Raw genomic sequence first — 23314 nt, forward strand, 5'->3', positions numbered from 1 at the left:
TTTTAAAAACAGTTTTTAATGATAAACTTGAATTTATATATTAAAATATAAAATTCTTGTTTTGCAATAATTAGAACGTTATAATACCGTTTATTGGTTGTAATAGATGAAATTTGTAAAAATATAAAGATACAAACATGACTGTTTTTAAACGTTTTTTGCTGTGCTTATTATTAATTTCCTTAAATGGGTTTTCTCAGAAAAAAGAGCATGCATCTTTCAAAGTAGTTCCTCTTGGAGTAAAAGGAGGAATAGATGAAAAAAATTTATCGGCTTATTTAATCGCTCCAGAAAATACGAACGATTACATCAGTCTGGATGCGGGAACATTACACTCTGGAATCGAAAAAGCAATTAAAAACAACGTTTTTAAAGTTTCCTCGAGTCAAGTTTTAAGGAAATATATAAAAGGATATTTTATTTCTCATGCGCATTTAGATCATGTTTCTGGTTTGATCATTAATTCGGCTGCAGACTCTTCAAAAACAGTTTACGCTACAAATAGGTGCATGAAAATGATGCAAAATCATTATTTTAATGATGAAACATGGATCAATTTTGGAGATGATGGTCCAGGAAAACCATTAAAAATGTATCATTTTCAAACTTTAGATATTGGTAAAGAAATACCAATAACAAATACTAGTATGACAGTAAAAGCATTTCCTTTAAGTCACGTTAATCCTTTTGAAAGTACTGCTTTTTTAATTAAAAATGCAGATAGTTATGCATTGTATTTGGGAGACACTGGACCCGATGTAATTGAAAAAAGTGATAATCTGAGTAATTTATGGATGGCAATTGCACCTTTGGTTAAAAGCAAACAATTGAAAGGAATGTTTATCGAAGTTTCTTTCCCAAATGAACAACCAGATCAATTTTTATTCGGCCATTTGACTCCTAATTATTTAATTAATGAATTGCATAAACTGGAAGAATTGTCCGGAAAAGATAGTTTGAAAGGGTTTAAAATCATTATTACTCACCTAAAACCGCCAGCAAAAAACATCTTAAAAATTAAAGAACAAATCAAAAAACAAAATGATTTAGGATTGAAGATCATTTTTCCAGAACAAGGAAAACAATTTAAATTGTAAAAGATTTCGATGTAATTTTTTGTGCTAATGAATTATTTTAAATAATTTTCTTCACTTATTGACTTCTATTCTATTGCTTTTGTGTTATTGTCTTTCCTGAAAAATGAATTTATAATCTTTTAGATCTATTCACTTTAGTGTTTGCAAATTCACTAATTGCAATTTTTACAAATTCGTCTGAAGGATAGGTTGAGTAATCGTTTTCTATAAATCCTCCTAATAAATACAAGTTGTCCTCTGCATAATATAAAGTAGACCCTTTTAGTGGTAAGTTAATTAAAAATTCTTTTAATACCTTAGTTTTTATATCGTAAGTACTTATTTTACCATTTTCGTAGATAAAAATTGTGTCCTCATAAAAAGTAAGTGCTGGATTCTGAATTCCATAAAATAAATCGCCTTCTTTTTGCCATTTTCCGGTAACCAAATCATAGGTTTCAATTTCTGTTAGCGGTTTGTTTTTATAACCTCCTACTAAATATATTTTGTCTCCTATCAGTACTCCACTTGTTTCTTTTGCTGTTGGCATAGTGCCAATCTCATACCAATATCCTGTTTTTAAGTCGTAAGAATGTATTTTGTTGGAATATACTTTCTGTTTATCATCATTTGATTTTGTAGAACCTCCCATCACAATAATATTATTGGTATAGGTAAAGGAAACAAAATTAACGGCTTGGTGCGGATTGGCTTTGTCGAGAGTAATTGTATTATTGCTGGTGTCAAAAACTTCAATGGTGTTTTCTAAATATTCAAATTTACCGTTGGTAGAGACTCTTTTTCCTCCCAAAACATAAATTTTATTGTCATAATAATTTAAATTATGATACGCTCTTTTGTGAAATTTTAGATCAGGGATTTCCCAATTGTCTCTTTTAATATCATAAATGAGTAAATTATCTTTGTATATATTATTAGAGAATTGATACTTTAGCTCATTCAAATAATCATCTATTGTAAAATCTGGTTTTTCAGATTTTACTTTTTTCCAGGCATCTGTTTGAAAGGAGCCGTCACCACCAATTATATAAATTTTATCATTTAATAATAAAGAACCAAACGAACTAATTTTATTCTTAAGTGGTTTTAATTTTGTGAAATGAATTTGTGGATGTAAAACCTTGTGGCTATAAACGATCAGTTCATTCATTTTTTCCACATCCGTAGCTAGAAAAAGAGTAAAATTGTTTTCTTTTAATTTATTGAATACGATTGCTTGGGTTTTGTATCCAATATGAGAAAAGTAAACGGTGTCTTTTTTGTGATTACCAGAAGGAGTTATTAAATTATAATTTCCATTTTTATCACTAATTTCTAGAGGAGAGGATTTACTAAAGTAAACACTAACCCCTTCTACAGGTAAATTATTTTCTTGATCTAGTATGATTCCTTTGTGTTGTGCGAATAAAGAAAAAGTTGAAAATATAAATAATAAAAGTAATTTTTTCAATGGTTAAGCTTTAAGTTTTGCATTTGAGAAAAGTTCTATTTCTTTGACAAATGTAATTTTAATTTTGGGATCTCTACGGGTTTTCGTTATGATCGCTAAATATTCCATAATAATGTGTTTTTTAAAACAAGAAATGCTCTTAAAATAATTCAAGTAAACTTGATTTTTTTAAGAGCATTTTAAATTATTCGTGACCACGGTGGGATTTGAACCCACACGCCCTTGCGAGCACCAGCCCCTCAAGCTGGCAAGTCTACCGTTTCTCCACGTGGCCGAAAAATAAAAAAGGTCATTCGCATAGCGAACAACCTTTTGTGACCCGACTGGGGCTCGAACCCAGGACCCCATCATTAAAAGTGATGTGCTCTACCAACTGAGCTATCGAGTCAATGCATTCAAGAAAATATGTGTTGATCACTTAATTGTGACCCGACTGGGGCTCGAACCCAGGACCCCATCATTAAAAGTGATGTGCTCTACCAACTGAGCTATCGAGTCATATAATCTTTGCTTGAATGCGGGTGCAAATATAAGGACTTTATTTGAAGTTTTCCAAGGATTTTTATCATAAATTTGACTTTTTTTTACATTAATTTTTAACGTCTTAGTTTTTAGGGTTTTATTGCATGAGAAAAATTATATTATTAGGGTATATGGGTTGCGGAAAGTCGACTATTGCCAAGAAATTGTCTAAAGATAGCGGAATCGCATTTATTGATTTAGATGAATATATTGAGAAAAAAGCAAATCTTTCTATAAATACAATCTTTGAGAAGCACGGAGAAATTTATTTTAGAAAATTAGAACATCAATTATTTGTGGAGTTATTGCATTCGCCCGAAGAAATTATAATAGGTCTGGGTGGAGGAACACCGTGTTATGCAAATAATCATACACTATTAATAGGAGAGGGTGTGGTTTCTATTTATTTGAAGGCTTCAATCGATACATTATATGATAGACTTTCTTCTAATAAAAGCAAAAGACCCCTTATCGCCAACAAAAGTGATGTGGAAATGAAGGAGTTTATTGCAATGCATCTCTTTGAAAGAAGTTTTTACTACAATCAAGCAAATTATAAGGTCGTTGTAGATAATAAAACCATTGATCAGGTTGTGCTTGATGTAATGTGTGTGTTAGCTTAAGTAAGCGTGACTACTACCGTCTTCGTCAAATACTACTTGTACGTGTTCTAATAATGAAGTTGATAAAGATATTCCTTTAAAATCTGCCTTTACAGGATATTTTTTGTGATTTCTATCTACTAAAACGGCAGTTTTAAATTTCTTTAAAGGAACGTCTATAAAGTGTCTTACTGCATATATTAAGGTGGTTCCTGAGTTGAGTACATCATCAACTAGTATTAGTCCTTTATTGGCATATTCTTGTTGTGTTAAGGAGGTTTCAATAGGCAATTGTGGGTTTTGCTTATTAATTTGTACTTTGCATATTGAAACTTTTATAGGAGAAATGGCTTCTAAAGCTGTGGCTATCTTTTTTGCAAATATATAACCGTTACTCGCAATTCCTGCAATAACAATTTCTTCTTCATCTACAAAGGTTTCGTAAATTTGGTAGGCAATTCTTCTTATTTTATGTTCTATTTCCTGGTGTGTTAAAATAATATTTTTGCTCATTATATTTTTTCTTTGATGTTTTTTTTTAAAATTAGAACTTAGACTTAATCTTCTTCCTCGGTAATAATTTCATTTCCAAATTCGTCTATATCTCTTCGGTCTTTTTTTGTTGGTCTACCAGTTCCATTTTTACGATAATGTTCTTTCGATAATTTAAGAAGCTCTAAATGCTGATAAACTTCTGGAGGTGTATCATTTCTTCTATACATATCTACTAGTTTTGCTCCTAGACGATTTTCAGGAATATCCAATACGGTGATAATTTGTGTGATCTGATCCTTTCTAAAAGTAATTTTGTCCGTAGGAAACACTTCTTTTGATGGTTTGGCGACGAGTCCATTTACGGTTACATGATTCTTTTTGCAAGCTTCAGTTACCATGTTTCTGGTCTTGTAGTACCGAACACACCATAAATATTTATCTATTCTCATAAATTTTCTAAAATCCGAGTTAAATAGTTTACAAAAATCAATCAATATTGTATCTTGCGCACTTAAAAAAATTAGCTATAATGAACAAATTTAAGTATTATTTTATTTTATTAATTACAACCGTGTCTTTATTTTCATGTTCTAAGGATAATAATAGTAATCCTGAAATAATACCTCCTCGAGATTATGCAAAGCAGTATGCGACTGAACTAAATGATATTGAGAAATATTTAAAAGAGAATTATATAGAGGTTACAGTAGATCAAGACGTAACAATAAAAAAGATCCCAGCAGGAGGTGCACAACCTTCTATATGGTCGTATAAAGATAATGCCTCTTTTCCTAAATTACTTAATCGCGAAGTGAAATTGCATAATATCGTGTATAAGCTGTATTACTTAGTTTTAAGAGAGGGTGTTGGCGAATCTCCAACAAATGTGGATGAGGTATTTACCACTTATAGAGGAGAATATTTAGGGAATGATGTCGTAAATGGTGTTACAAATCAAACGTCAACTAAATTTGAAGAATTTATATACGAACCGCAACGAGCTAATTTATTTGGTTACATTAGAGGTTGGAAAGAAGTTTTTCCACAATTTAAAACAGGTAATAGTGCCCTTAAAGATGATGGTACTGTCACATATTCTGATTTTGGTGCAGGAGTAATGTTTATACCTTCTGGTTTGGCTTATTATAATTCAGCAAATGCTAGTATTCCAGCTTATTCTCCGTTAGTATTTAGTTTTAAACTTTTAGGAATGCAGCGTTTGGATCATGAATTTCAAAATATTGGTCAAGTTGCTGTTCCTATACCTGACGGAATTATGTCTTTTCAGGAAGACTTAGATGGGGATGGTTATATGTGGACTAAAGCAGAATTACCTGATGGCGCTATAAATCCTGATGATACTGATAAAGATGGAATACCTGACTTTTTAGATACCGATGATGATGGCGACGGAATTAGTACTCGCAAAGAGATAACAGACCCTTCTGGTAAATTATATCCTTTTAATTTAATTCCTGGTTGTGATGGAAAGGCAACTGATCCAGCAAGAATAAAAAGACATTTGATAAAATGTAATTAATTAATAAGGTAATAGTAAACAAAAAATCCAGTTCGCAAGAACTGGATTTTTTTTGTTTTAAGATGAAAAAATTATTTTCTTTTCATTACTTTTTCTACAGCTTCAACAATTGCTTGATTGTTCAATTTGTATTTTTCCATTAATTGTTCTGGTGTTCCAGATTCTCCAAAACTATCATTTACAGCAACAAACTCTTGTGGAGCTGGGTCGTTTAATGCTAATACTCTAGAGATGCTTTCGCCAAGACCACCAAGAATGTTGTGCTCTTCAGCAGTAACAATACATTTTGTTTTAGCTAATGATTTTAGAATTGCTTCTTCATCTAATGGTTTAATGGTGTGAATATTAATTACTTCAGCAGAAATTCCTTGTACTTCTAATGCTTCAGCTGCAATTAATGCTTCCCAAACTAAATGACCTGTTGCAACAATAGTTACATCTGTTCCTTCTGTTAAAACAATTGCTTTTCCAATTACAAAAGGTTCGTCTGATGGCATGAAATTAGGTACTACAGGACGTCCAAAACGCAAATAGGCTGGACCATGATGATCTGCAAGTGCAAGCGTTGCTGCTTTGGTTTGATTGTAATCGCAAGTATTGATTACAGTCATTCCTGGTAACATTTTCATTAATCCGATATCTTCAAGAATTTGATGAGTTGCACCATCTTCTCCTAATGTTAATCCTGCGTGTGAAGCACAAATTTTCACATTTTTTTCTGAATAAGCTATTGATTGACGAATCTGGTCATACACTCTTCCTGTAGAAAAGTTAGCGAAAGTTCCAGTAAATGGAATTTTACCACCAATGGTTAATCCTGCTGCGATTCCAATCATATTTGCTTCTGCAATTCCAATTTGGAAAAAACGCTCTGGATGATTTTTCTTGAAATCATCAAATTTTAATGATCCAATTAAATCGGCACAAAGTGCTACCACATTTTCGTTTTTCTGACCTAATTCTGTCATTCCCGCGCCAAAACCTGAACGCGTATCTTTACTTCCTGTATTTGTATATTTTTTCATTTTTCCTCCCTTAAACCCCGCCGTGGCAGGGGATTCCTATTTAGGGTAAATAGGGTTTTATATTTTTAAGTAATTTTTTTTTATTCCTCTCGCCGTAGCGGAAGGCTAAAAGGGGATTCTAATAATCTGAATTGCCTCCAACATTATAGTTTTGAGCTAAAGCAATTTCTAGTTGTGTGTCATTGGGTGCTTTACCATGCCAAGCATGTGTATTCATCATAAAATCTACTCCATTACCCATTTCAGTATGCAATAAAATACAAACTGGTTTTCCTTTTCCAGTTCTTGATTTTGCATCGTTTAAACCAGCAATAATAGCCTCTATATCGTTTCCTTTTTTAATTTCTAAAACATCCCAGTCAAAAGCTTCAAATTTAGCTCTGATACTTCCCATGGCTAAAACTTCGTCAGTAGGACCGTCAATTTGTTTTCCGTTTAAATCAATTGTAGCGATTAGATTGTCTACTTTTTTTGCAGAAGCATACATAATTGCTTCCCAGTTTTGACCTTCTTGTAATTCACCATCACCAAGTAGCGTGTAAATGATATGGTTGTCACCATTTAGTTTTTTAGCTTGTGCAGCTCCAATAGAAACTGACAATCCTTGTCCAAGAGAACCAGAAGCCATTCTTATTCCTGGTAAACCGTCATGAGTAGTTGGGTGACCTTGTAATCTAGAATTGATCAAACGAAAAGTGGCTAATTCAGAAACTGGAAAATATCCGCTTCTTGCTAAAACACTGTAAAATACAGGAGATATGTGCCCGTTTGAAAGAAAGAAAAGATCTTCTCCAATACCATCCATTTCAAAACCTTCCTTGCGCTCCATTATATTTTGATATAAGGTTACAAGAAATTCAGTACAGCCTAGTGAACCACCTGGGTGACCTGAGTTGACTGCGTGTACCATTCGAAGAATATCTCTTCGTACTTGGATAGTTAAATCGTTTAATTGTTGTGTGTTCGGTTTCATTTGTGTGTTAAAAATTAGACTTGACAAAGATAATCAGATATTTTGATTTATGGATATTTCCATTTTTAGATTTATGAATAGTTATTAAAGGTTTTGCTTTTTTGATAGTACTATTTTGAGAACGCTCTAGAGTATTTAGTACCTTGCCACTATGTTTGAGCAATTATTCAAAAGTATTCAGGAAAAAGTTACCTTAACGCAGGAAGAAATGGAGGTTTGTAAAACTTTTTTCATCCCTAAGAAGTTGCGTAAAAAACAAACTTTATTGCAAGAAGGTGATATTTGTATTTACAATGCCTTTGTAGAAAAAGGTATTATGCGCTCCTTTTTTATAGATCAAAAAGGAAACGAACATATTGTTCAGTTTGCTATTGAAGGTTGGTGGATTACAGATTTATCTAGTTTTTTGACCAATACGAATTCTATTTATACTATCGAAGCGCTTGAGGATTGTGAGTTACTTTTATTTACTACCCAAGCAAGAGAAGCCTTGATGGAGAAAATACCAAGGTTTGAAAGATACCAACGCTTGTTGTTGCAAAATGCCTATATTGCTAATCAAGCAAGAATAAACTCGGCATTAACTGAAACCGCCGAAGAAAAATACATCAAATTAGGAATCGCTTATCCTGGAATAATAAAAAGAGTTCCGCAACACATGATTGCTTCTTATCTCGGGTTAAAACCAGAAACATTGAGTCGGGTAAGAAAACAAATTAGCAATCGAATGTAATTTTCTTGACCTAAATCAATAAAATTTCTTGTGTTAGATCAACGAAAAGTATACTGCAACAATCCTAAATTTGCATTGTAAATTGCAGTCGATGCCACAAAGAAAAACAGTTGCAGTACTAGGACTTTCAAAAGCTACTATTGTTTTAGTAGCCACAAAAATTGCGCAGTATCACACCGTATTACTTTTTGATACTGATGCTGTTTTGCTAAATGAAGTCTATTTAAAAATACATTCAGAAAACCCTAACGGTACTATAGAAAGAGTACATTGTCCTATCGATGCGAGTTGGGAAGCAGATGTTGTTTTATTTTCGGACTCTTTTTTTTATGAACAGGAATGGATCAAAAAAATAACCAAAGTGACAACTGGTAAAGTCATATTCATTTTATGGTCTCAAAATATAGATTTAGCAGTCGATATGGGTCAAGCCAAGATAAGAAATTTGTTTCCTTTCTCTAAAGTTTTCTCAATTGCTTTAAAATCAGATAATTATAACGATTTCTTTCTAAAGGATAAGGATAATGAAAACATTCAGTCTGTTATGGCTTTTCTTAGCGCTAATTGCTAAAAAAAAAACATATAAATCATTAATTTTTAATTAAAAAAAACATGAGCAAATCAATTTTATTTCAACCTTACACGTTAGGGAATATCGTTTTGAATAATCGAATAGTAATGGCGCCAATGACTCGAAGTCGTTCTAATAATGAAGGAAACGTTGCTACCGTACTTACCGCAAAATATTATGAACAAAGAGCAACAGCGGGATTAATTATAACCGAAGGAACTTTTGTAAGCACCAAAGCGGTTGGCTTTATTAATGTACCTGGAATCTATAGCGAAGCACAAACTGAAGGCTGGAAATTAGTTACCAAAGCGGTACATGATAAAGGAGGAAAAATATTTGCTCAACTTTGGCATACCGGAAGGTTATCGCATCCAGATTTGCATGATGGCGAATTACCACATGCTCCTTCTGCTATTAATCCATTTGCAAAAGCATATACAAACGATGGTTTTGTAGATACCGTTGTGCCAAAAGAAATGACGATTGAAGATATTAAGCAAACTGTTTTAGATTTTGCAAATGGTGCTAAAAATGCTATGAGTGCAGGTTTTGATGGTGTAGAATTACATGCTGCAAACGGATATTTATTACATCAGTTTTTTAACGGATATTCTAATCATCGTACCGATAATTATGGCGGTTCGATGGAAAATAAAGCCCGAATTTTATTTGATATTTTAGATGCATTTAAAGGGGTTATCGACTATTCTAAAGTTGGAGTTCGACTCAATCCTAGCTTACACAATGCGCAAGGAATGATGTTGGATAAAGATACAATTCCAACACACGAATATATTGTGAATCGTTTGAACGATTACGGCTTAGCTTACGTTCATTTGACGGAACCATTTACACCTGTAGAAGACGTTCCTTATGCAGTCAATGAAGTCGCAAAACATTTCAGACCTTTTTATAACGGGACCTTAATTATTAATAAAGGTTTTACAAAAGAAACAGGTAGTAAAGTTCTTGAAGAAGGATATGCTGATCTTGTTGCTTATGGAGTTCCGTTCATCGCTAATCCAGACTTAGTCGCTCGTTTTGAAAACGATGCTCCGTTAAGTACACCGGATCAAAATACTTTTTATACGCCGACAGAAAAGGGATATACAGATTATCCTACTATGGAATAATTAATAAAAGTAATATTTATTCTAGAGATAATTATAATTCACAAATAAGCCCGCATTTTGCGGGCTTATTTATAAACCAAATAGGCAATTTAATTATATAATAAAGTAATCTATTTATCTTCCAATTTTATTATTCAAACTGCTCCATCCGCCACCATTATAAACAGAGGTGTAGCCATTTGATTTCAAGATACTTTTTGCGGAGGCACTTCGCATTCCTGAAGCACAACACGTAATAATAGTTTGGTTTTTATCTTTTAATTTTGCCAAATTATTCTTTAGAGTATCTACAGATATATTTATTGATCCATTTATATGACCTCCAGAATATTCCCCTTTGCTACGAACGTCTAGAATAATAGCGCCAGCTTTTATTAATTCATCATAGTTTACACTTGGTCCAAATCCCAATATTTTTTTTATAACATTAATCATGATATTTTAGCTTGTTTGTGATTGATAATAATTAACATCTAACCAAGAGCCACCGTTGTAGCAATCAATTCCTTTTTGAGAAAGAAAGTGTTGTGCTTGCCCGCTTCTATTTCCTGAAGCACAGCAAAGGATTAATGGTGCTTTAAGATTTTCTAATTCTTCCATTCTTTCTTGAATTTCTCCTAAGGGTATATTGATAGAATCTACTACATGACCACCCATAAATTCTTCATGCGTGCGCACATCCACAATAGTGCCTACTTTTTCTTTAATTAAATTTTCGATTGTCATTATTTTTTCTTTTTGTAAGTTAATTTTATAAAATCCAGCCATTCTATTTTAATACTACAAAAGTAATACATGATAGAGTGATGTTGAGTAACTTTTGTTACATAACAAAAATTATATTTCAGTTTGTTTTAGCTGACTTATATCGCATTAAAAAGAATGTTTTATTCATTTATTTTTCAAAGCTTATAAGAGGAGAATTTTAATAGACTATTTTTTAATGGTATATTCGTAAAAAAAAATATATGCGTTTTTCTATAGCTATCATCATTTTATTTAGCACTTTTCTTTTAGTTAATTGTAGTTCGAAAAAAAATGCAAATATTTCCTATTTGCAATCTTCAGACGAAAACAATACAATACCAAAAATGAATATTTTTGTTCCTCGAAAGGCGAACGCAAAGCCACTTCCTGTTTTAATTTTCATACATGGCGGAAATTGGAATAGCGGGAGGAAAGGAACATATGATTTGCTAGGTAGAAACTTTGCTAGTAAAGACATAATTACAGTAATTCCAGATTATACCTTAAGTCCAGCAGCTAGTTATGATGGTATGACCACTCAAATAGCGGAGGTTATAAAATGGGTTCAAAAGAATATTTCAGAATACAATGGAAACCCAAACCAGCTCTATATTACTGGTCATTCTGCCGGTGGTCATCTAGGTGCTTTGGCTGTTATGAATCCAAAATATGGAATAGATTCTAAAAGTATTTCCGGAATTATCCTTAACGATGCAGCAGGATTAGATATGAAAAACTATTTAGAAGGAAATCCTCCAACTACAAAAGACAATTATATCGCTACTTGGACCTCCGATCCTATAAAATGGAAAGATGCTTCTCCTATTTATTTTCTAGACAAAAATTCCCCACCATTTTTAATTTACGTAGGAGATAAAACGTACAATTCTATTAAAATTGCTAACAGTCGTTTTGTAAAAGCTTTAACACTTTTTCAGCCGGATGTTTCACCAATACATCTGAATAAGAAACATGTACCAATGGTTTTACAATATTTTAACCCATATTCTGATCGCTTTGATGAAATTATTTCGTTTATAAAACAGCACAATTAATAAAACCTTAAAAACACTTGTTAACCAATGCTTTTAAGGTTTTATAAACTAGAATTTTATATTTTTAATAGCTTAATTTATCTTTTTCTGTTCAAGAGACTATCAATTGCATATTTGCCACTTCCTAACAAAAATAGTGCGCAGTAACCAAATAAGTACATAAATGCTGGTTCTTTTGTTCCTAAATCATCATTGATGTGAACAATAAATACCGCTACAATCATTGTGAAAATTAAGGGAATTAATGCTAACCTTGTCCATAATCCAAAAAGGAGTAGTAAAGAGCAAAAAACTTCTGCAAAAACAGTCAAAGTCAATGATGCAGGAATTCCTATTCCTATTGGATCGCCAAATTGCATATCTCCATTCATTAAATTCATCAATTTAGGAATGCCGTGACTTAACATTAATAAACCTAAAGAAATTCTCAGAAGGAGGGAAGCAAAGTCGGTTGCATTTGTAGACCAAACATTTGGTGAGAGCAGTTTTTTTATCATGACATGAATTTTAGGTTAATAGATACGCAAACATAAGTTATTTTTACATTGATTATTTTTTTGAAAATTCCTTTTCGACTGTTTTATTCAAAAAAAAAGAAAGAAGATTATCAAAAGCACTTAAAATAAGTGTAAAATGGTAGTTCAGAATCTTATTTTAAAAGTAAATCCCAATTCTTGATTAAATTTTCTGTTATCTAATTTCCCAATTGTCTAATTAACCTATCTTTGCGCTCCCGAAAGGTCGGGAAAAAAAGAATTTAGGATAAGAGTAGAGAATATACCTAATGAAAATAAGGTATTATTAACTATTACAATCTAAACATAAGAAATAATAAGAGAGATAGATGAATTTTGATTTATTAAAAAAAGACCCATTATCGAAAGCTAGAGCGGGAACTATTACTACTGATCACGGTGTTATTGAAACACCAATTTTTATGCCAGTTGGTACTGTTGCTTCTGTTAAAGGTGTGCATCAAAGAGAATTAAAAGAAGATATAAATCCAGATATAATTTTAGGAAATACATACCACTTGTATTTGCGTCCTAAAACTGAAATTTTAGAAAAAGCCGGTGGATTGCATAAATTCATGAACTGGGATCGCAATATTTTGACCGATTCTGGTGGTTACCAAGTATATTCTCTATCGGCCAACCGAAAAATTAAGGAAGAAGGAGTGAAGTTTAAATCGCATATTGACGGTTCTTATCACTTTTTTACTCCGGAGAATGTTATGGAAATTCAACGTACTATAGGAGCAGATATTATCATGGCTTTTGATGAATGCACGCCTTACCCTTGTGATTATCGTTATGCGCAACGTTCTATGCACATGACACACCGTTGGTTGGACCGTTGTATCAATCACTTGGATAAAGTTCCTGTGAAATACGGCTACGATCAAGCTTTTTTTCCTATTGTTCAAGGAAGCACTTACAAAGATTTACGTCGTCAATCAGCAGAATATATAGCTAATAGCAATCAAGTAGGAAACGCTATTGGTGGACTTTCAGTTGGAGAGCCAGCAGAGGAAATGTATGCAATGACCGAAGTCGTTTGTGAAATTTTGCCAGAAGACAAACCTCGTTATTTAATGGGTGTAGGAACTCCAATTAATATTCTTGAAAATATTGCATTGGGTGTCGACATGTTTGACTGTGTGATGCCTACTCGTAACGCTAGAAACGGAATGCTTTTTACGGCAAACGGAACGATCAACATTAAAAACAAAAAATGGGAGGCAGATTTTTCTCCAGTTGATGAAATGGGAATCACTTTCGTGGATACCGAATATACTAAAGCATATTTACGTCACTTGTTTGCTGCTAATGAATATTTAGGAAAACAAATTGCTACCATACACAATTTAGGCTTTTATATGTGGTTGGTTCGCGAAGCGAGAAAACATATCTTAGCAGGTGATTTTAAACCTTGGAAAGAAATGATGGTTAAAAACATGAGTCAAAGGTTGTAAATCTTCAACCTAATGATTTAGGATTAACGAAAAAGAAATAATTATCAAATAGAAATATGCTAACAATAATAGATAAATACATTTTAAAAAGATATTTAGCCACTTTTACAGTGATGTTATTGTTGTTTATCCCTATCGGAATTGTTGTTGACGTATCAGAGAAAATCAATAAAATACTGGAGAACAAAGTTCCAATATTAGATATTGCAATATATTATTACAATTTTACAGTTTATTTTGCTAGTTCACTTTTTCCAATATTTTTATTTTTATCGGTTATTTGGTTTACTTCAAAATTAGCAAATGACACAGAGATTATAGCCATCTTAAGTTCTGGGATTTCTTTTACCCGATTTTTAAGACCTTATATAATGGGGGCTTCGATAGTTTCTGTTTTTGTTTTATTGATGGGATTTTTTGTAGTTCCTGCCGCTAGTGAGGGATTTAATAATTTTAGATATACCTATTTAAGAGGTGGTGGAAAGGAATCAATGCGGGGAGATAATACCGACATATACCGACAAATAAGCAACGACGAATTTATCTATGTAAATAGTTTTAATACAGATTCTAAAACGGCTTTTAACTTCTCATTAGAAAAATTTAAAAATGAAAAATTAGTTCATAAAATAACTGCAAGCAGAATACAATGGAATCCTAAAGAGAAAAATTACACGATGTATGATTATTCAAAAAGGACCGTTGGAGAATTGAATGACGTAATTGAAAAATTACCGGAGAAAAAAGCTAATTTCAGTTTTGATTTAGAAGATTTAACACCAGTAGTTTATATAGCAGAAACTTTAAGTTTAGGCAAATTGAATGCTTTTATCAAGAAAGAACGAGAACGAGGTTCTTCAAACATCAACGTCTATTTAGTTGTTTTGTATAAAAAATACAGTGTTCCAGTATCTGCATTTATCCTTACGATTATAGCAGTTGCAGTATCCTCAATGAAAAGAAGAGGAGGTATGGGAACCAATTTAGCAATAGGAATTGCTTTAGCTTTTGCCTTTGTTTTCTTTGATAAGATTTTTGGAGTATTAGCTGAAAAGTCTAGTATTCCGCCACTTTTAGCAGTTTGGTTACCCAATATTGCTTTTGGAATATTAGCCCTTTATTTATTACGAAATGCAAAACGATAATTTAAAAAGTTATTTAAATCTCCATCTAATTGTTTTTATTTGGGGTTTTACCGCAATATTAGGTGCATTAATCACCATTACAGCAGATGCTTTAGTATGGTATCGTATGATTTTTGCAGCTGTATTTCTAGGATTTTTTCTTGTTTATAAAAAGAAATCATTTAAAATTCCACTAAAATCATTCCTTAAATTAATTTTTGTAGGCTTGCTAATTGCGCTGCATTGGATCTTTTTTTTCAAAGCTATTCATGTATCTAATGTTTCTATAACACTTTCTGTTTTTTCATTAGGTGCTTTTTTTGCATCCATATTAGAACCTCTTTTTTATGGAAGAAAAGTATTGTGGTATGAAGTTTTCTTTGGATTGATAATTATTGCTGGTTTGGCATTAATTATGAAAGTAGAAATAAATTATTTAGCAGGTATGTTATATGCTTTGGCTGCAATAATATTAGGAGTTTTATTCACTTTGATGAACGGAAAATTAATAGCAGATCACGAACCCTCGGTAATTTCTTTTTATGAATTTTTGGCAGGTGCTTTTTTTATCTCTATTTACTTTTTGTTCCAACAAAAATTCAGTTTAGATTTCTTTATTCTGACCACAAATAACTGGATTTTAATTTTGATTTTAGCCTCTATTTGTACAGCCTATGCTTTTACTGCATCTGTCAAAGTAATGCAAAAATTAACGCCGTACACCGTTATGCTAACAACTAATTTAGAGCCGGTTTACGGAATCATTTTGGCTTATTTTATTCTTGGCGGAAAAGAAAAAATGAGTTTTGAGTTTTACATCGGTGCTTTAATAATTGTATTAACTGTAATATTAAACGGGGTGATTAAACAGTATCAAAAGAAAAAATTAAAGTAAGATATCGTAACTTTAAACTATTGATTTTTTACACATAAATAGACAAATAGCCATTTTGAACGATTTAAAATTTTATATTTGCCAATCCAAATAAAACAAAAACGCAAAAATCCTATGGAATATTTAGATTTTGAGCTTCCTATAAAAGAATTAGAAGAGCAGTTAGATAAATGTCTAGTTATTGGACAAGAATCAGATGTTGATGTAACGAATACTTGCAAACAAATCAACAAAAAACTAGAAGAGACTAAAAGAAGTATATATAAAAACTTGACTGCTTGGCAACGTGTTCAACTTTCAAGGCATCCTAGTCGTCCTTACACAATGGATCATGTACGCGCTTTATGTGGCGATACTTTTTTAGAACTTTTTGGAGACAGAGGTTTTAAGGATGATAAAGCCATGATTGGTGGTTTAGGAAAAATTGATGGACAATCATTTATGATTGTTGGACAACAAAAAGGATTCAATACTAAAACGCGTCAGTTTCGTAACTTTGGGATGGCAAATCCAGAAGGATATAGAAAAGCATTGCGATTGATGAAAATGGCGGAAAAATTTGGAATTCCTGTCCTAACTTTGATAGATACTCCAGGTGCGTATCCAGGATTAGAAGCGGAAGAAAGAGGACAAGGGGAAGCTATTGCTAGAAATATTTTCGAAATGGTTCGCTTAAAAGTGCCTATTATCACTGTTATAGTGGGTGAAGGAGCTTCTGGTGGAGCTTTAGGGATCGGTGTAGGAGATAAGGTTTACATGATGGAAAACACTTGGTATTCTGTTATTTCTCCAGAATCATGTTCTTCTATTCTATGGAAAAGTTGGGAATATAAAGAACAAGCTGCGGAAGCTTTGAAATTAACTTCTGCTGATATGAAAAGACAAAAATTAGTAGATGATATTATTCCTGAGCCATTAGGTGGTGCTCATTACGATAGAGAGACTGCTTTTAAAACGGTAGAGCAATATATCATGAAAGGATATAATGAACTGAAAGACTTATCAACAGAGAAACTGATTGAGAAGCGAATGGAAAAATACTGCGAAATGGGTGTTTACAGGGAGTAAAATAATTTAGTAGCATATATAATCCGTCTCGTTTACTAATGAGGCGGATTTTTTTTGGGTTATAAACAAAAAATAGTTAGTTATGAACATGTATTTGTAACAACTCAAACGTTATCTTTTTTTAATTTTTGTTACTTTCGCTTTATGGAAAACTTTAGAAATATTAGTCCTGTCAAGGTTGATAAAACTACTATAATTAGTCTTGAAAAAGGCAAATTACAGCCGCAAGTTCTTGATTTAGAAGAAGCTGTGTTGGGTGCGATGATGATTGATAAAAAAGGGGTTGATGATGTAATAGACATTTTGCAACCTGATGCTTTTTACAAGGAAGCGCACAAGCATATTTTTGAGGCTATTGTTCAGCTCTTTACAGAAACACAGCCTATTGACTTATTAACCGTTTCTGCACAACTTAAAAAAAATGCTAAATTAGAATTAGCAGGAGGCGATTTTTATCTAATTCAGTTAACTCAAAAGATATCTTCATCGGCACACATCGAATTTCACTCTAGAATTATACTTCAAAAATTCATTCAACGAAGTTTGATTCGAATTTCAACTGAAATTATCGAAGATTCTTATGACGAAACAACCGATGTTTTTGATTTATTAGACCGTGCAGAATCAAAATTATATGAAGTTACTCAAGGAAATATAAAAAGAAGTTCTGAGACTGCTCAGAGTTTAGTTTTACAAGCCAAAAAACGTATTGAAGAAATTGCTGGCCAAGAAGGATTAAGTGGTGTAGCTACTGGTTTTGATAAATTAGACAAGATTACTTCGGGTTGGCAGCCAAGTGATTTAATTATTATTGCAGCGAGACCTGCAATGGGAAAAACAGCTTTTGTATTATCTATGGCTAGAAATATGGCTATAGATTTCGGAATGCCTGTTGCCTTATTCTCTTTAGAGATGGCTTCAGTACAATTGATTACTCGTTTAATTTCATCCGAAACAGGTTTGTCATCCGAGAAATTGCGTACAGGAAAATTAGAGAAACATGAATGGGAACAATTAAGTACTAAAGTAAAGAATTTAGAAAAAGCACCTCTTTTTATTGATGATACACCGTCGCTTTCGATTTTCGATTTAAGAGCAAAAGCCAGACGTTTAGTTTCGCAACATGGAATCCGTATTATTATTGTTGATTATTTGCAATTGATGACTGCTGGAGGAAACGGAAAAGGTGGAGGAAATAGAGAGCAAGAGATTTCTACCATTTCTAGAAACTTAAAAGCATTAGCAAAGGAGTTAAATGTACCTGTAATTGCACTTTCGCAATTGTCTCGTGCTGTAGAAACCCGTGGATCAAGTAAAAGACCTTTGCTGTCTGATTTACGTGAATCTGGAGCGATTGAGCAAGATGCTGATATTGTATCGTTTTTATACCGTCCAGAATATTATAAAATTGACGAATGGGATGATGATGAAGCTTCACCAACTGCTGGACAAGCTGAAATAATGATAGCAAAACACCGTAATGGTAGTATAGAAAATGTTCGATTAAAGTTTATTGGACACCTTGGTAAATTTGACAATTTAGAAGATCATAGCGGTGGTTATGATGATTTGCCTTCGAGTATGAACCAAGATGACAATCCTTTTATTACAAAAAATTTACCGTCAGCTAATGAGGCTTTTGGTAGTAATTTTAATGATTCGGATGACGACAGTGACGTTCCGTTTTAACTGCTAAACCTATTAAAAAAAAACCGCCTCTTAGATATAAGGGGCGTTTTTTTTATTTATGTAGTCCCGTAAATTCGTTTATCTTTGAAATAAAAAAATAGCAATGTCTTTCACAAAGTCACTATGGGTTTTTATACTTTTTCTTTCCTTTTCGGTTAGAGGTTCCTTTATTCTGGTACCAATGGATGAGACTACGCAACAAAATCATTTAAAAGCGTATGGAATTACATTTTGGTGTCTCGACAAGAACTACAAAGCGAGTTGGTTACTCAATTATAGAGGCGGTTCTTTCTTACTACCGGATGCGCCAGAAATCCGAAAAGAATGCCAAATTAGAGGAGTAAGTTTTGAAATTATTTCTGATGCAGAACAAGTAAGTATTTTAAACCAAATAGCGAGTCCTTCTCAAAATATGGAATCTGTTCTTTTAGAAAAAGCACCCAAGATTGCTGTTTATACACCTAAGGGAAAGAAACCTTGGGATGATGCCGTTACTCTTGTATTAACTTATGCCGAAATTCCTTTTACAGCTATATATGATGAAGAAGTTTTAAGTGATCAACTTTTACTTTACGATTGGTTGCATTTGCATCATGAAGATTTTACAGGACAGTACGGGAAGTTTTATGGTGCTTACAAAAATGTACCTTGGTATATTGATCAAAAGAAAGAATCTGAAGCACTTGCTATTAAATTAGGCTATCCAAAAGTGTCGCAAGAAAAAGGAGCTGTTGCCAAAAAAATTAGGGATTTTGTAATTGGTGGCGGATTCATGTTTGCCATGTGCTCCGCAACAGATAGTTTTGATATCGCCTTGGCAGCAGATGGTCTTGATATTTGTGAGGCTATGTTTGATGGTGATGCAAGCGAAGGCAATTATCAATCGAAGATAAATTATAATAATTCTTTCGCTTTCAAAGATTTTACTTTAGAAAGAAGACCTGAAATATATGAATTTTCAGATATAGATATGACTACAAAAAGAAAAATTCCGATGGAGAAAGATTATTTTACACTCATGGAATTTTCTGCAAAATGGGATCCTATTCCTAGTATGCTTTGTCAGAATCATACCCAACTTGTTAAAGGTTTTATGGGACAAACAACTGCTTTTGATTCAGAACTTATAAAATCAAATGTCTTGGTGATGGGAAGTTGTGAATTAAATGGTGAAGCTCGCTACATACACGGTCAAAAAGGGAAAGGAATGTTTACTTTTTACGGAGGACATGATCCCGAAGATTTTCAACATCAAGTGGGTGATCCGCCTACTGTACTTGATTTACATGCTAATTCACCTGGTTACCGCTTAATTCTTAATAATGTATTGTTCCCAGCAGCAAGAAAGAAAAAAATGAAAACTTAGTTTTTTTATTATTCATTGGAGTATATGATTCCTTTTTAGTAAAATAATTTATACTGACTTTTTAAGATTCTCAATTCTATTTTTAAATAGAGTTTTAATTTAATAAAAATTCAAACCAAATAGGAATATGATCCGATATTTTTCGGGATTCATTAAGCGAGTTGAAGTTTTTGTAAAAATGAATTACTCCAGAATTAAGGTGCTTAATTTGGGCAACATTAAAATACATATTATCAAATTCAGAAGCCAAACAAATATCAATTTTACAATCTTTTTTCAACGAAGTTTTTTGGCCTACTAAAATAGATTTGTATCCCATTTTTTTCAAAGGATTAAAAACAGTATGGGATTGAGGACAATTAAAATCACCCACAAAAATTAAGTTCAAGTCAGGATATTCATTAGGTAGAAACTTAAAATATTTAATTTCGGTTTCTGGTTGTCTGTTTTTTGTAATGGCATGAAAGTTAACTACTGTAAATTGTTTATTTTGATATTGAAATGTGCAGTAGTAAGGTTCGCGATCAATCTCTAAATGGTATTTTTGTTCCAGCCATGCTTTTCCTATTTTCTTTACAGTATTTGTTTTCCATATAAAAGCATATCGTTCTGTTTTATAAGCGCTACTACTAGTTGGATCACTAATAGTATAATCCCATTTTACTCCCGTTCCATTCAGTCTTTCTACTAGTTTTGCAACTGCTTGTGCGCCGCCAACTCCAGCGACTACTTCTTGAATGGCTATGATATCGTAGTTCTTGATTGTTTTAGCAATGAATGTTAACGTAGAATCTGATTTAGATTTGCCAAGGTTTTCAATATTCCAAGAAAGAAGTTTGACTTGGGGGAAAGCAAAGGAGAAAATAAAGAAAAAAAGTATTGAAAAGAGTAATTTCATATCCTTTGTTAGAATTTAAATAGCAACCAAATAACGTTTATTATTTCATATATAAAAAATATTTAGTTAAGTTTTAGTATGAAATATTAGCAGAGAACAGGTTTATTTTGAAATCAAAAAGTCTTCTTTAATTACTAATTTTATTATCTTTTTTATAAGAGTGCTTTCTTGATAAGTTTTATAGATTTTGAATTTATTTTAATTCACATACCGTATTGTAACCTTACATTATCAATTGCTTTGAAATAAGGATTGTGATTGCTTGTGGTTATTATTATTATTATTATTATAAAATAAAAATTTTTCAAATAAATTCAGTTTTGAATTGTAATACAAGGTTAATTAAAAATCTATGTATTTAGGACGATAAATAAATGTTTTTAAACTAAATCCCAACCTTTTCGATTGGGATTTTAGAAAAAATTAATCAAGAGGCATTGTTGTTGCAATTGCTATACGATTCCAAGCATTAATTGTTGTAATCATCATGATTATTTCTGCAATGTATCTTTCATCAAAAAGTGATTTTGCTTGTTCATAAGTTGCTTTAGATAGCTTATTTTGAATCAAAGTCACCTCTTCAGTCATTGCAAGAATTGCTTGTTCTTCAGTTGTGTATAGATTAGTCTCCCTCCAAGCGTTCAATAGATAAATTCTTTGTTCTGTTTCGCCTTTTTTCCTAGCCTCTTTAGTATGCATATTAATACAATAAGCACAGCCGTTAATTTGAGAAGCTCTGATTTTAATGAGTTCTTTATGAGTAGAACTTAAGGACGTAGAAGCAATATATTTTTCTAATCCCATCATTGCTTTATAAGCTTCTGGTTGCGTTTGTAAAATGTTTACTCTTGTTTGCATCATGAATGTGTTTTTAAATTCATTACAAAGTTGCGGTAATATGTTTTCGAAAAACTTGAAGTACTTCAAGAAAAGTAAATCAAACTTTTCCGGAGCGAATTTTGCTCATAAATTCTGCAGAAAAATCCAAATAGGAAGCGATCATATATTGAGGAACCCGTTGAATAAATTCAGGAAAATAGTCATTCATGTGATGAAATCGCTCTTCGGCTGACATCGTAAAAAGATATTTAATACGAACTTGTGCTGCACCAAAAGATTTTTGAAGTACTAATCTAAAGTATTTTTCTAATTTAGGCAATCGTTCTAATAAAGCTTCAAATGAATTTCTCTCTATAGAAAGTATTTCTATGTTCTCAATGGCTTGAATATTAAAAGAGGAAGGCGTTAGGTATTGAAAACTTAAATAGTCGGTTATCCACCAATTTTCAATTCCAAATTGAGTAGTTTGTTCAGTTCCTTTTGTAGTATTAATGTAAAAGCGAACACACCCATTTACAATGAAATATTGTTTATTACAGATTTGATTTTCTTGTAATAAGAGTTGTTTCTTTTTAAATTTTTCGATTTTAAAATAAGACAACACAATTTCGGCCTCTTCATTATTCAAAGGAATAAACTTTTGGATGTGGGAAATTAAACTATTCATGAAAACAAATATAATCTTTGTAAAGCAAAAAAAAACTCATTCGCCGTAACGAATGAGTTTTTTATATAAGTAAGTAATCTAAATTATGTTGATAAAACGTTTATTTTACTTTATTAAGTATTGCTTTGAAAGCTTCTGGGTGATTCATAGCTAAATCTGCAAGAACTTTACGGTTCAATTCGATGTTATGCTTTTTCACTTTACCCATGAATTGAGAATAAGACATTCCTTCCAATCTAGCTCCAGCGTTGATACGTTGAATCCATAAAGCACGGAAATTTCTTTTATTCACTTTTCTGTCACGGTAAGCGTAGCACATTGCTTTCTCTACCGCGTTCTTAGCAACTGTCCAAACGTTTTTACGTCTACCAAAGAAACCTTTGGCTTGCTTCATTATTTTTTTTCTTCTTGCTCTTTTAGCAACTGAATTTACCGATCTTGGCATAATTTTATTGTTTTTTTGTAGCAGGCGGCCTGAATTTAATCAAAAGCACTTAATGGCCATACTCCAAGGTTATTTTAAATTGTTTTAACCTAAAGAAATCTTTAGTCAAATGTCAAAAGTCAAATGTCGAAAGTAATTAACTTTGGACTTTAAGACTTTCTAACTTTAGACTTATTAGATAATTCTTAATTGTTGTTTAATACTTTTCATATCTGTTTTGTGAACTAGCGCAGAGTGAGTCAATGCTAATTTACGTTTTTTAGATTTTTTAGTCAAGATGTGACTTTTAAAAGCATGCTTTCTTTTAATCTTTCCAGAACCAGTAACTTTAAAACGTTTCTTGGCGCTAGATTTGGTTTTCATTTTAGGCATTTTTTCCTAGTGTTTTAATTTATTCTTACTTA

General features: G+C 32.2%; 26 protein-coding genes and 3 tRNA genes. 13 read left to right on the forward strand and 16 right to left on the reverse strand.

The genetic code is table 11. The features are described 5' to 3' along the window. Positions 1 to 137: 137 nt before the first annotated feature. Positions 138 to 1097 (forward strand): MBL fold metallo-hydrolase, encoded by a 960-nt coding sequence (locus J3S90_RS08315; RefSeq protein WP_210645797.1) that lies wholly within the window; start codon positions 138 to 140, stop codon positions 1095 to 1097. 109 nt (positions 1098 to 1206) lie between these two features. Here the strand turns inward: J3S90_RS08315 and J3S90_RS08320 are convergent, their stop codons facing one another. From J3S90_RS08320 to J3S90_RS08335, 4 genes are all read right to left on the reverse strand, one after another. After that, entirely contained in the window at positions 1207 to 2547 is a 1341-nt protein-coding gene (locus J3S90_RS08320) for a Kelch repeat-containing protein (protein ID WP_210645798.1), read from the reverse strand. Between the two features lie 191 nt (positions 2548 to 2738). Next, positions 2739 to 2821, reverse strand: a tRNA-Leu gene (locus tag J3S90_RS08325). Positions 2822 to 2862: 41 nt separating this feature from the next. Next, a tRNA-Lys gene (locus J3S90_RS08330) sits at positions 2863 to 2935 on the reverse strand. Positions 2936 to 2972: 37 nt separating this feature from the next. Next, a tRNA-Lys gene (locus J3S90_RS08335) sits at positions 2973 to 3045 on the reverse strand. Between the two features lie 128 nt (positions 3046 to 3173). On the opposite strand from J3S90_RS08335, the gene J3S90_RS08340 reads away from it, so the two are divergent. After that, complete coding sequence (locus J3S90_RS08340; protein WP_188051196.1) at positions 3174 to 3692, forward strand: shikimate kinase; 519 nt, start codon at positions 3174 to 3176, stop codon at positions 3690 to 3692. On the opposite strand, the gene J3S90_RS08345 is transcribed toward J3S90_RS08340, so the two are convergent. Then, positions 3684 to 4184 (reverse strand): phosphoribosyltransferase family protein, encoded by a 501-nt coding sequence (locus J3S90_RS08345; protein WP_188051197.1) that lies wholly within the window; start codon positions 4182 to 4184, stop codon positions 3684 to 3686. The genes J3S90_RS08340 and J3S90_RS08345 overlap by 9 nt on opposite strands. 44 nt (positions 4185 to 4228) lie before the next feature. Next, positions 4229 to 4615, reverse strand: coding sequence for an RNA-binding S4 domain-containing protein (locus J3S90_RS08350; RefSeq protein ID WP_188051198.1), 387 nt, complete (start codon positions 4613 to 4615; stop codon positions 4229 to 4231). 80 nt (positions 4616 to 4695) lie between these two features. On the opposite strand from J3S90_RS08350, the gene J3S90_RS08355 reads away from it, so the two are divergent. Beyond that, on the forward strand, positions 4696 to 5706 hold the full coding sequence (locus J3S90_RS08355; protein ID WP_210645799.1) for an FKBP-type peptidyl-prolyl cis-trans isomerase: 1011 nt from the start codon (positions 4696 to 4698) through the stop codon (positions 5704 to 5706). A gap of 71 nt (positions 5707 to 5777) precedes the next feature. Here J3S90_RS08355 and J3S90_RS08360 read toward each other — a convergent pair whose 3' ends face one another. Next, positions 5778 to 6731 (reverse strand): transketolase family protein, encoded by a 954-nt coding sequence (locus J3S90_RS08360; protein WP_188051200.1) that lies wholly within the window; start codon positions 6729 to 6731, stop codon positions 5778 to 5780. 118 nt (positions 6732 to 6849) lie between these two features. Further along, entirely contained in the window at positions 6850 to 7704 is an 855-nt protein-coding gene (locus J3S90_RS08365; protein ID WP_210645800.1) for a transketolase, read from the reverse strand. A 151-nt stretch (positions 7705 to 7855) separates the two neighbouring features. Here J3S90_RS08365 and J3S90_RS08370 point away from each other — a divergent pair, with 151 nt between their 5' ends. The 3 genes from J3S90_RS08370 to J3S90_RS08380 all read left to right on the forward strand — a co-directional run bounded on the left by J3S90_RS08370 (position 7856) and on the right by J3S90_RS08380 (position 10141). Then, positions 7856 to 8437 carry a Crp/Fnr family transcriptional regulator gene (locus J3S90_RS08370; RefSeq protein ID WP_210645801.1) on the forward strand — a complete coding sequence of 194 codons (582 nt, stop codon included), beginning with the start codon at positions 7856 to 7858 and terminating at the stop codon, positions 8435 to 8437. Positions 8438 to 8528: 91 nt separating this feature from the next. Then, entirely contained in the window at positions 8529 to 9008 is a 480-nt protein-coding gene (locus J3S90_RS08375) for a hypothetical protein (RefSeq protein WP_210645802.1), read from the forward strand. A 41-nt stretch (positions 9009 to 9049) separates the two neighbouring features. After that, positions 9050 to 10141, forward strand: coding sequence for an alkene reductase (locus tag J3S90_RS08380; RefSeq protein ID WP_210645803.1), 1092 nt, complete (start codon positions 9050 to 9052; stop codon positions 10139 to 10141). Between the two features lie 114 nt (positions 10142 to 10255). Here the strand turns inward: J3S90_RS08380 and J3S90_RS08385 are convergent, their stop codons facing one another. Together J3S90_RS08385 and J3S90_RS08390 are read right to left on the reverse strand one after the other, a co-directional pair. After that, positions 10256 to 10576, reverse strand: a complete 321-nt coding sequence (locus tag J3S90_RS08385; protein WP_210645804.1) for a rhodanese-like domain-containing protein — start codon at positions 10574 to 10576, stop codon at positions 10256 to 10258. A gap of 6 nt (positions 10577 to 10582) precedes the next feature. Next, positions 10583 to 10867, reverse strand: coding sequence for a rhodanese-like domain-containing protein (locus tag J3S90_RS08390; RefSeq protein WP_210645805.1), 285 nt, complete (start codon positions 10865 to 10867; stop codon positions 10583 to 10585). Between the two features lie 242 nt (positions 10868 to 11109). Here J3S90_RS08390 and J3S90_RS08395 point away from each other — a divergent pair, with 242 nt between their 5' ends. Further along, positions 11110 to 11943: an alpha/beta hydrolase gene (locus tag J3S90_RS08395; RefSeq protein ID WP_210645806.1), complete on the forward strand. Its 834-nt coding sequence runs from the start codon at positions 11110 to 11112 to the stop codon at positions 11941 to 11943. 77 nt (positions 11944 to 12020) lie between these two features. Here the strand turns inward: J3S90_RS08395 and J3S90_RS08400 are convergent, their stop codons facing one another. Then, a complete protein-coding gene (locus tag J3S90_RS08400) occupies positions 12021 to 12440 on the reverse strand; it encodes a DoxX family protein (protein WP_210645807.1) in 420 nt (139 codons plus the stop codon). Between the two features lie 347 nt (positions 12441 to 12787). On the opposite strand from J3S90_RS08400, the gene tgt reads away from it, so the two are divergent. From tgt to J3S90_RS08430, 6 genes are all read left to right on the forward strand, one after another. Beyond that, positions 12788 to 13918, forward strand: a complete 1131-nt coding sequence (gene tgt, locus J3S90_RS08405) for a tRNA guanosine(34) transglycosylase Tgt (RefSeq protein WP_188051208.1) — start codon at positions 12788 to 12790, stop codon at positions 13916 to 13918. Positions 13919 to 13974: 56 nt separating this feature from the next. Further along, positions 13975 to 15063 (forward strand): LptF/LptG family permease, encoded by a 1089-nt coding sequence (locus tag J3S90_RS08410; protein WP_210645808.1) that lies wholly within the window; start codon positions 13975 to 13977, stop codon positions 15061 to 15063. After that, entirely contained in the window at positions 15050 to 15937 is an 888-nt protein-coding gene (locus J3S90_RS08415; RefSeq protein WP_188051210.1) for a DMT family transporter, read from the forward strand. Before J3S90_RS08410 ends, J3S90_RS08415 begins: the two co-directional genes overlap by 14 nt. 114 nt (positions 15938 to 16051) lie before the next feature. Next, on the forward strand, positions 16052 to 17005 hold the full coding sequence (locus tag J3S90_RS08420; protein ID WP_210645869.1) for an acetyl-CoA carboxylase carboxyltransferase subunit alpha: 954 nt from the start codon (positions 16052 to 16054) through the stop codon (positions 17003 to 17005). A 144-nt stretch (positions 17006 to 17149) separates the two neighbouring features. Continuing rightward, positions 17150 to 18694: a replicative DNA helicase gene (gene dnaB, locus J3S90_RS08425; protein WP_210645809.1), complete on the forward strand. Its 1545-nt coding sequence runs from the start codon at positions 17150 to 17152 to the stop codon at positions 18692 to 18694. A 103-nt stretch (positions 18695 to 18797) separates the two neighbouring features. Then, positions 18798 to 20060, forward strand: coding sequence for an asparagine synthetase B (locus J3S90_RS08430; RefSeq protein ID WP_210645810.1), 1263 nt, complete (start codon positions 18798 to 18800; stop codon positions 20058 to 20060). 94 nt (positions 20061 to 20154) lie between these two features. Here J3S90_RS08430 and J3S90_RS08435 read toward each other — a convergent pair whose 3' ends face one another. The 5 genes from J3S90_RS08435 to rpmI form a co-directional block, all read right to left on the reverse strand. Next, a complete protein-coding gene (locus tag J3S90_RS08435) occupies positions 20155 to 20958 on the reverse strand; it encodes an endonuclease/exonuclease/phosphatase family protein (RefSeq protein ID WP_210645811.1) in 804 nt (267 codons plus the stop codon). A 423-nt stretch (positions 20959 to 21381) separates the two neighbouring features. Beyond that, the gene (locus J3S90_RS08440; RefSeq protein ID WP_210645870.1) at positions 21382 to 21816 is read right to left on the reverse strand and encodes a carboxymuconolactone decarboxylase family protein; all 435 of its coding nucleotides are present in this window, start codon (positions 21814 to 21816) and stop codon (positions 21382 to 21384) included. A gap of 79 nt (positions 21817 to 21895) precedes the next feature. After that, positions 21896 to 22465, reverse strand: coding sequence for a Crp/Fnr family transcriptional regulator (locus J3S90_RS08445; RefSeq protein WP_188051214.1), 570 nt, complete (start codon positions 22463 to 22465; stop codon positions 21896 to 21898). A 100-nt stretch (positions 22466 to 22565) separates the two neighbouring features. Then, a complete protein-coding gene (gene rplT / locus J3S90_RS08450; RefSeq protein ID WP_121365987.1) occupies positions 22566 to 22910 on the reverse strand; it encodes a 50S ribosomal protein L20 in 345 nt (114 codons plus the stop codon). A gap of 174 nt (positions 22911 to 23084) precedes the next feature. Next, a complete protein-coding gene (gene rpmI, locus J3S90_RS08455; protein ID WP_022827375.1) occupies positions 23085 to 23282 on the reverse strand; it encodes a 50S ribosomal protein L35 in 198 nt (65 codons plus the stop codon). Positions 23283 to 23314: the final 32 nt, after the last annotated feature.

It is taken from the genome of Flavobacterium flabelliforme, assembly GCF_017948675.1.
Taxonomy (GTDB): domain Bacteria; phylum Bacteroidota; class Bacteroidia; order Flavobacteriales; family Flavobacteriaceae; genus Flavobacterium; species Flavobacterium pygoscelis.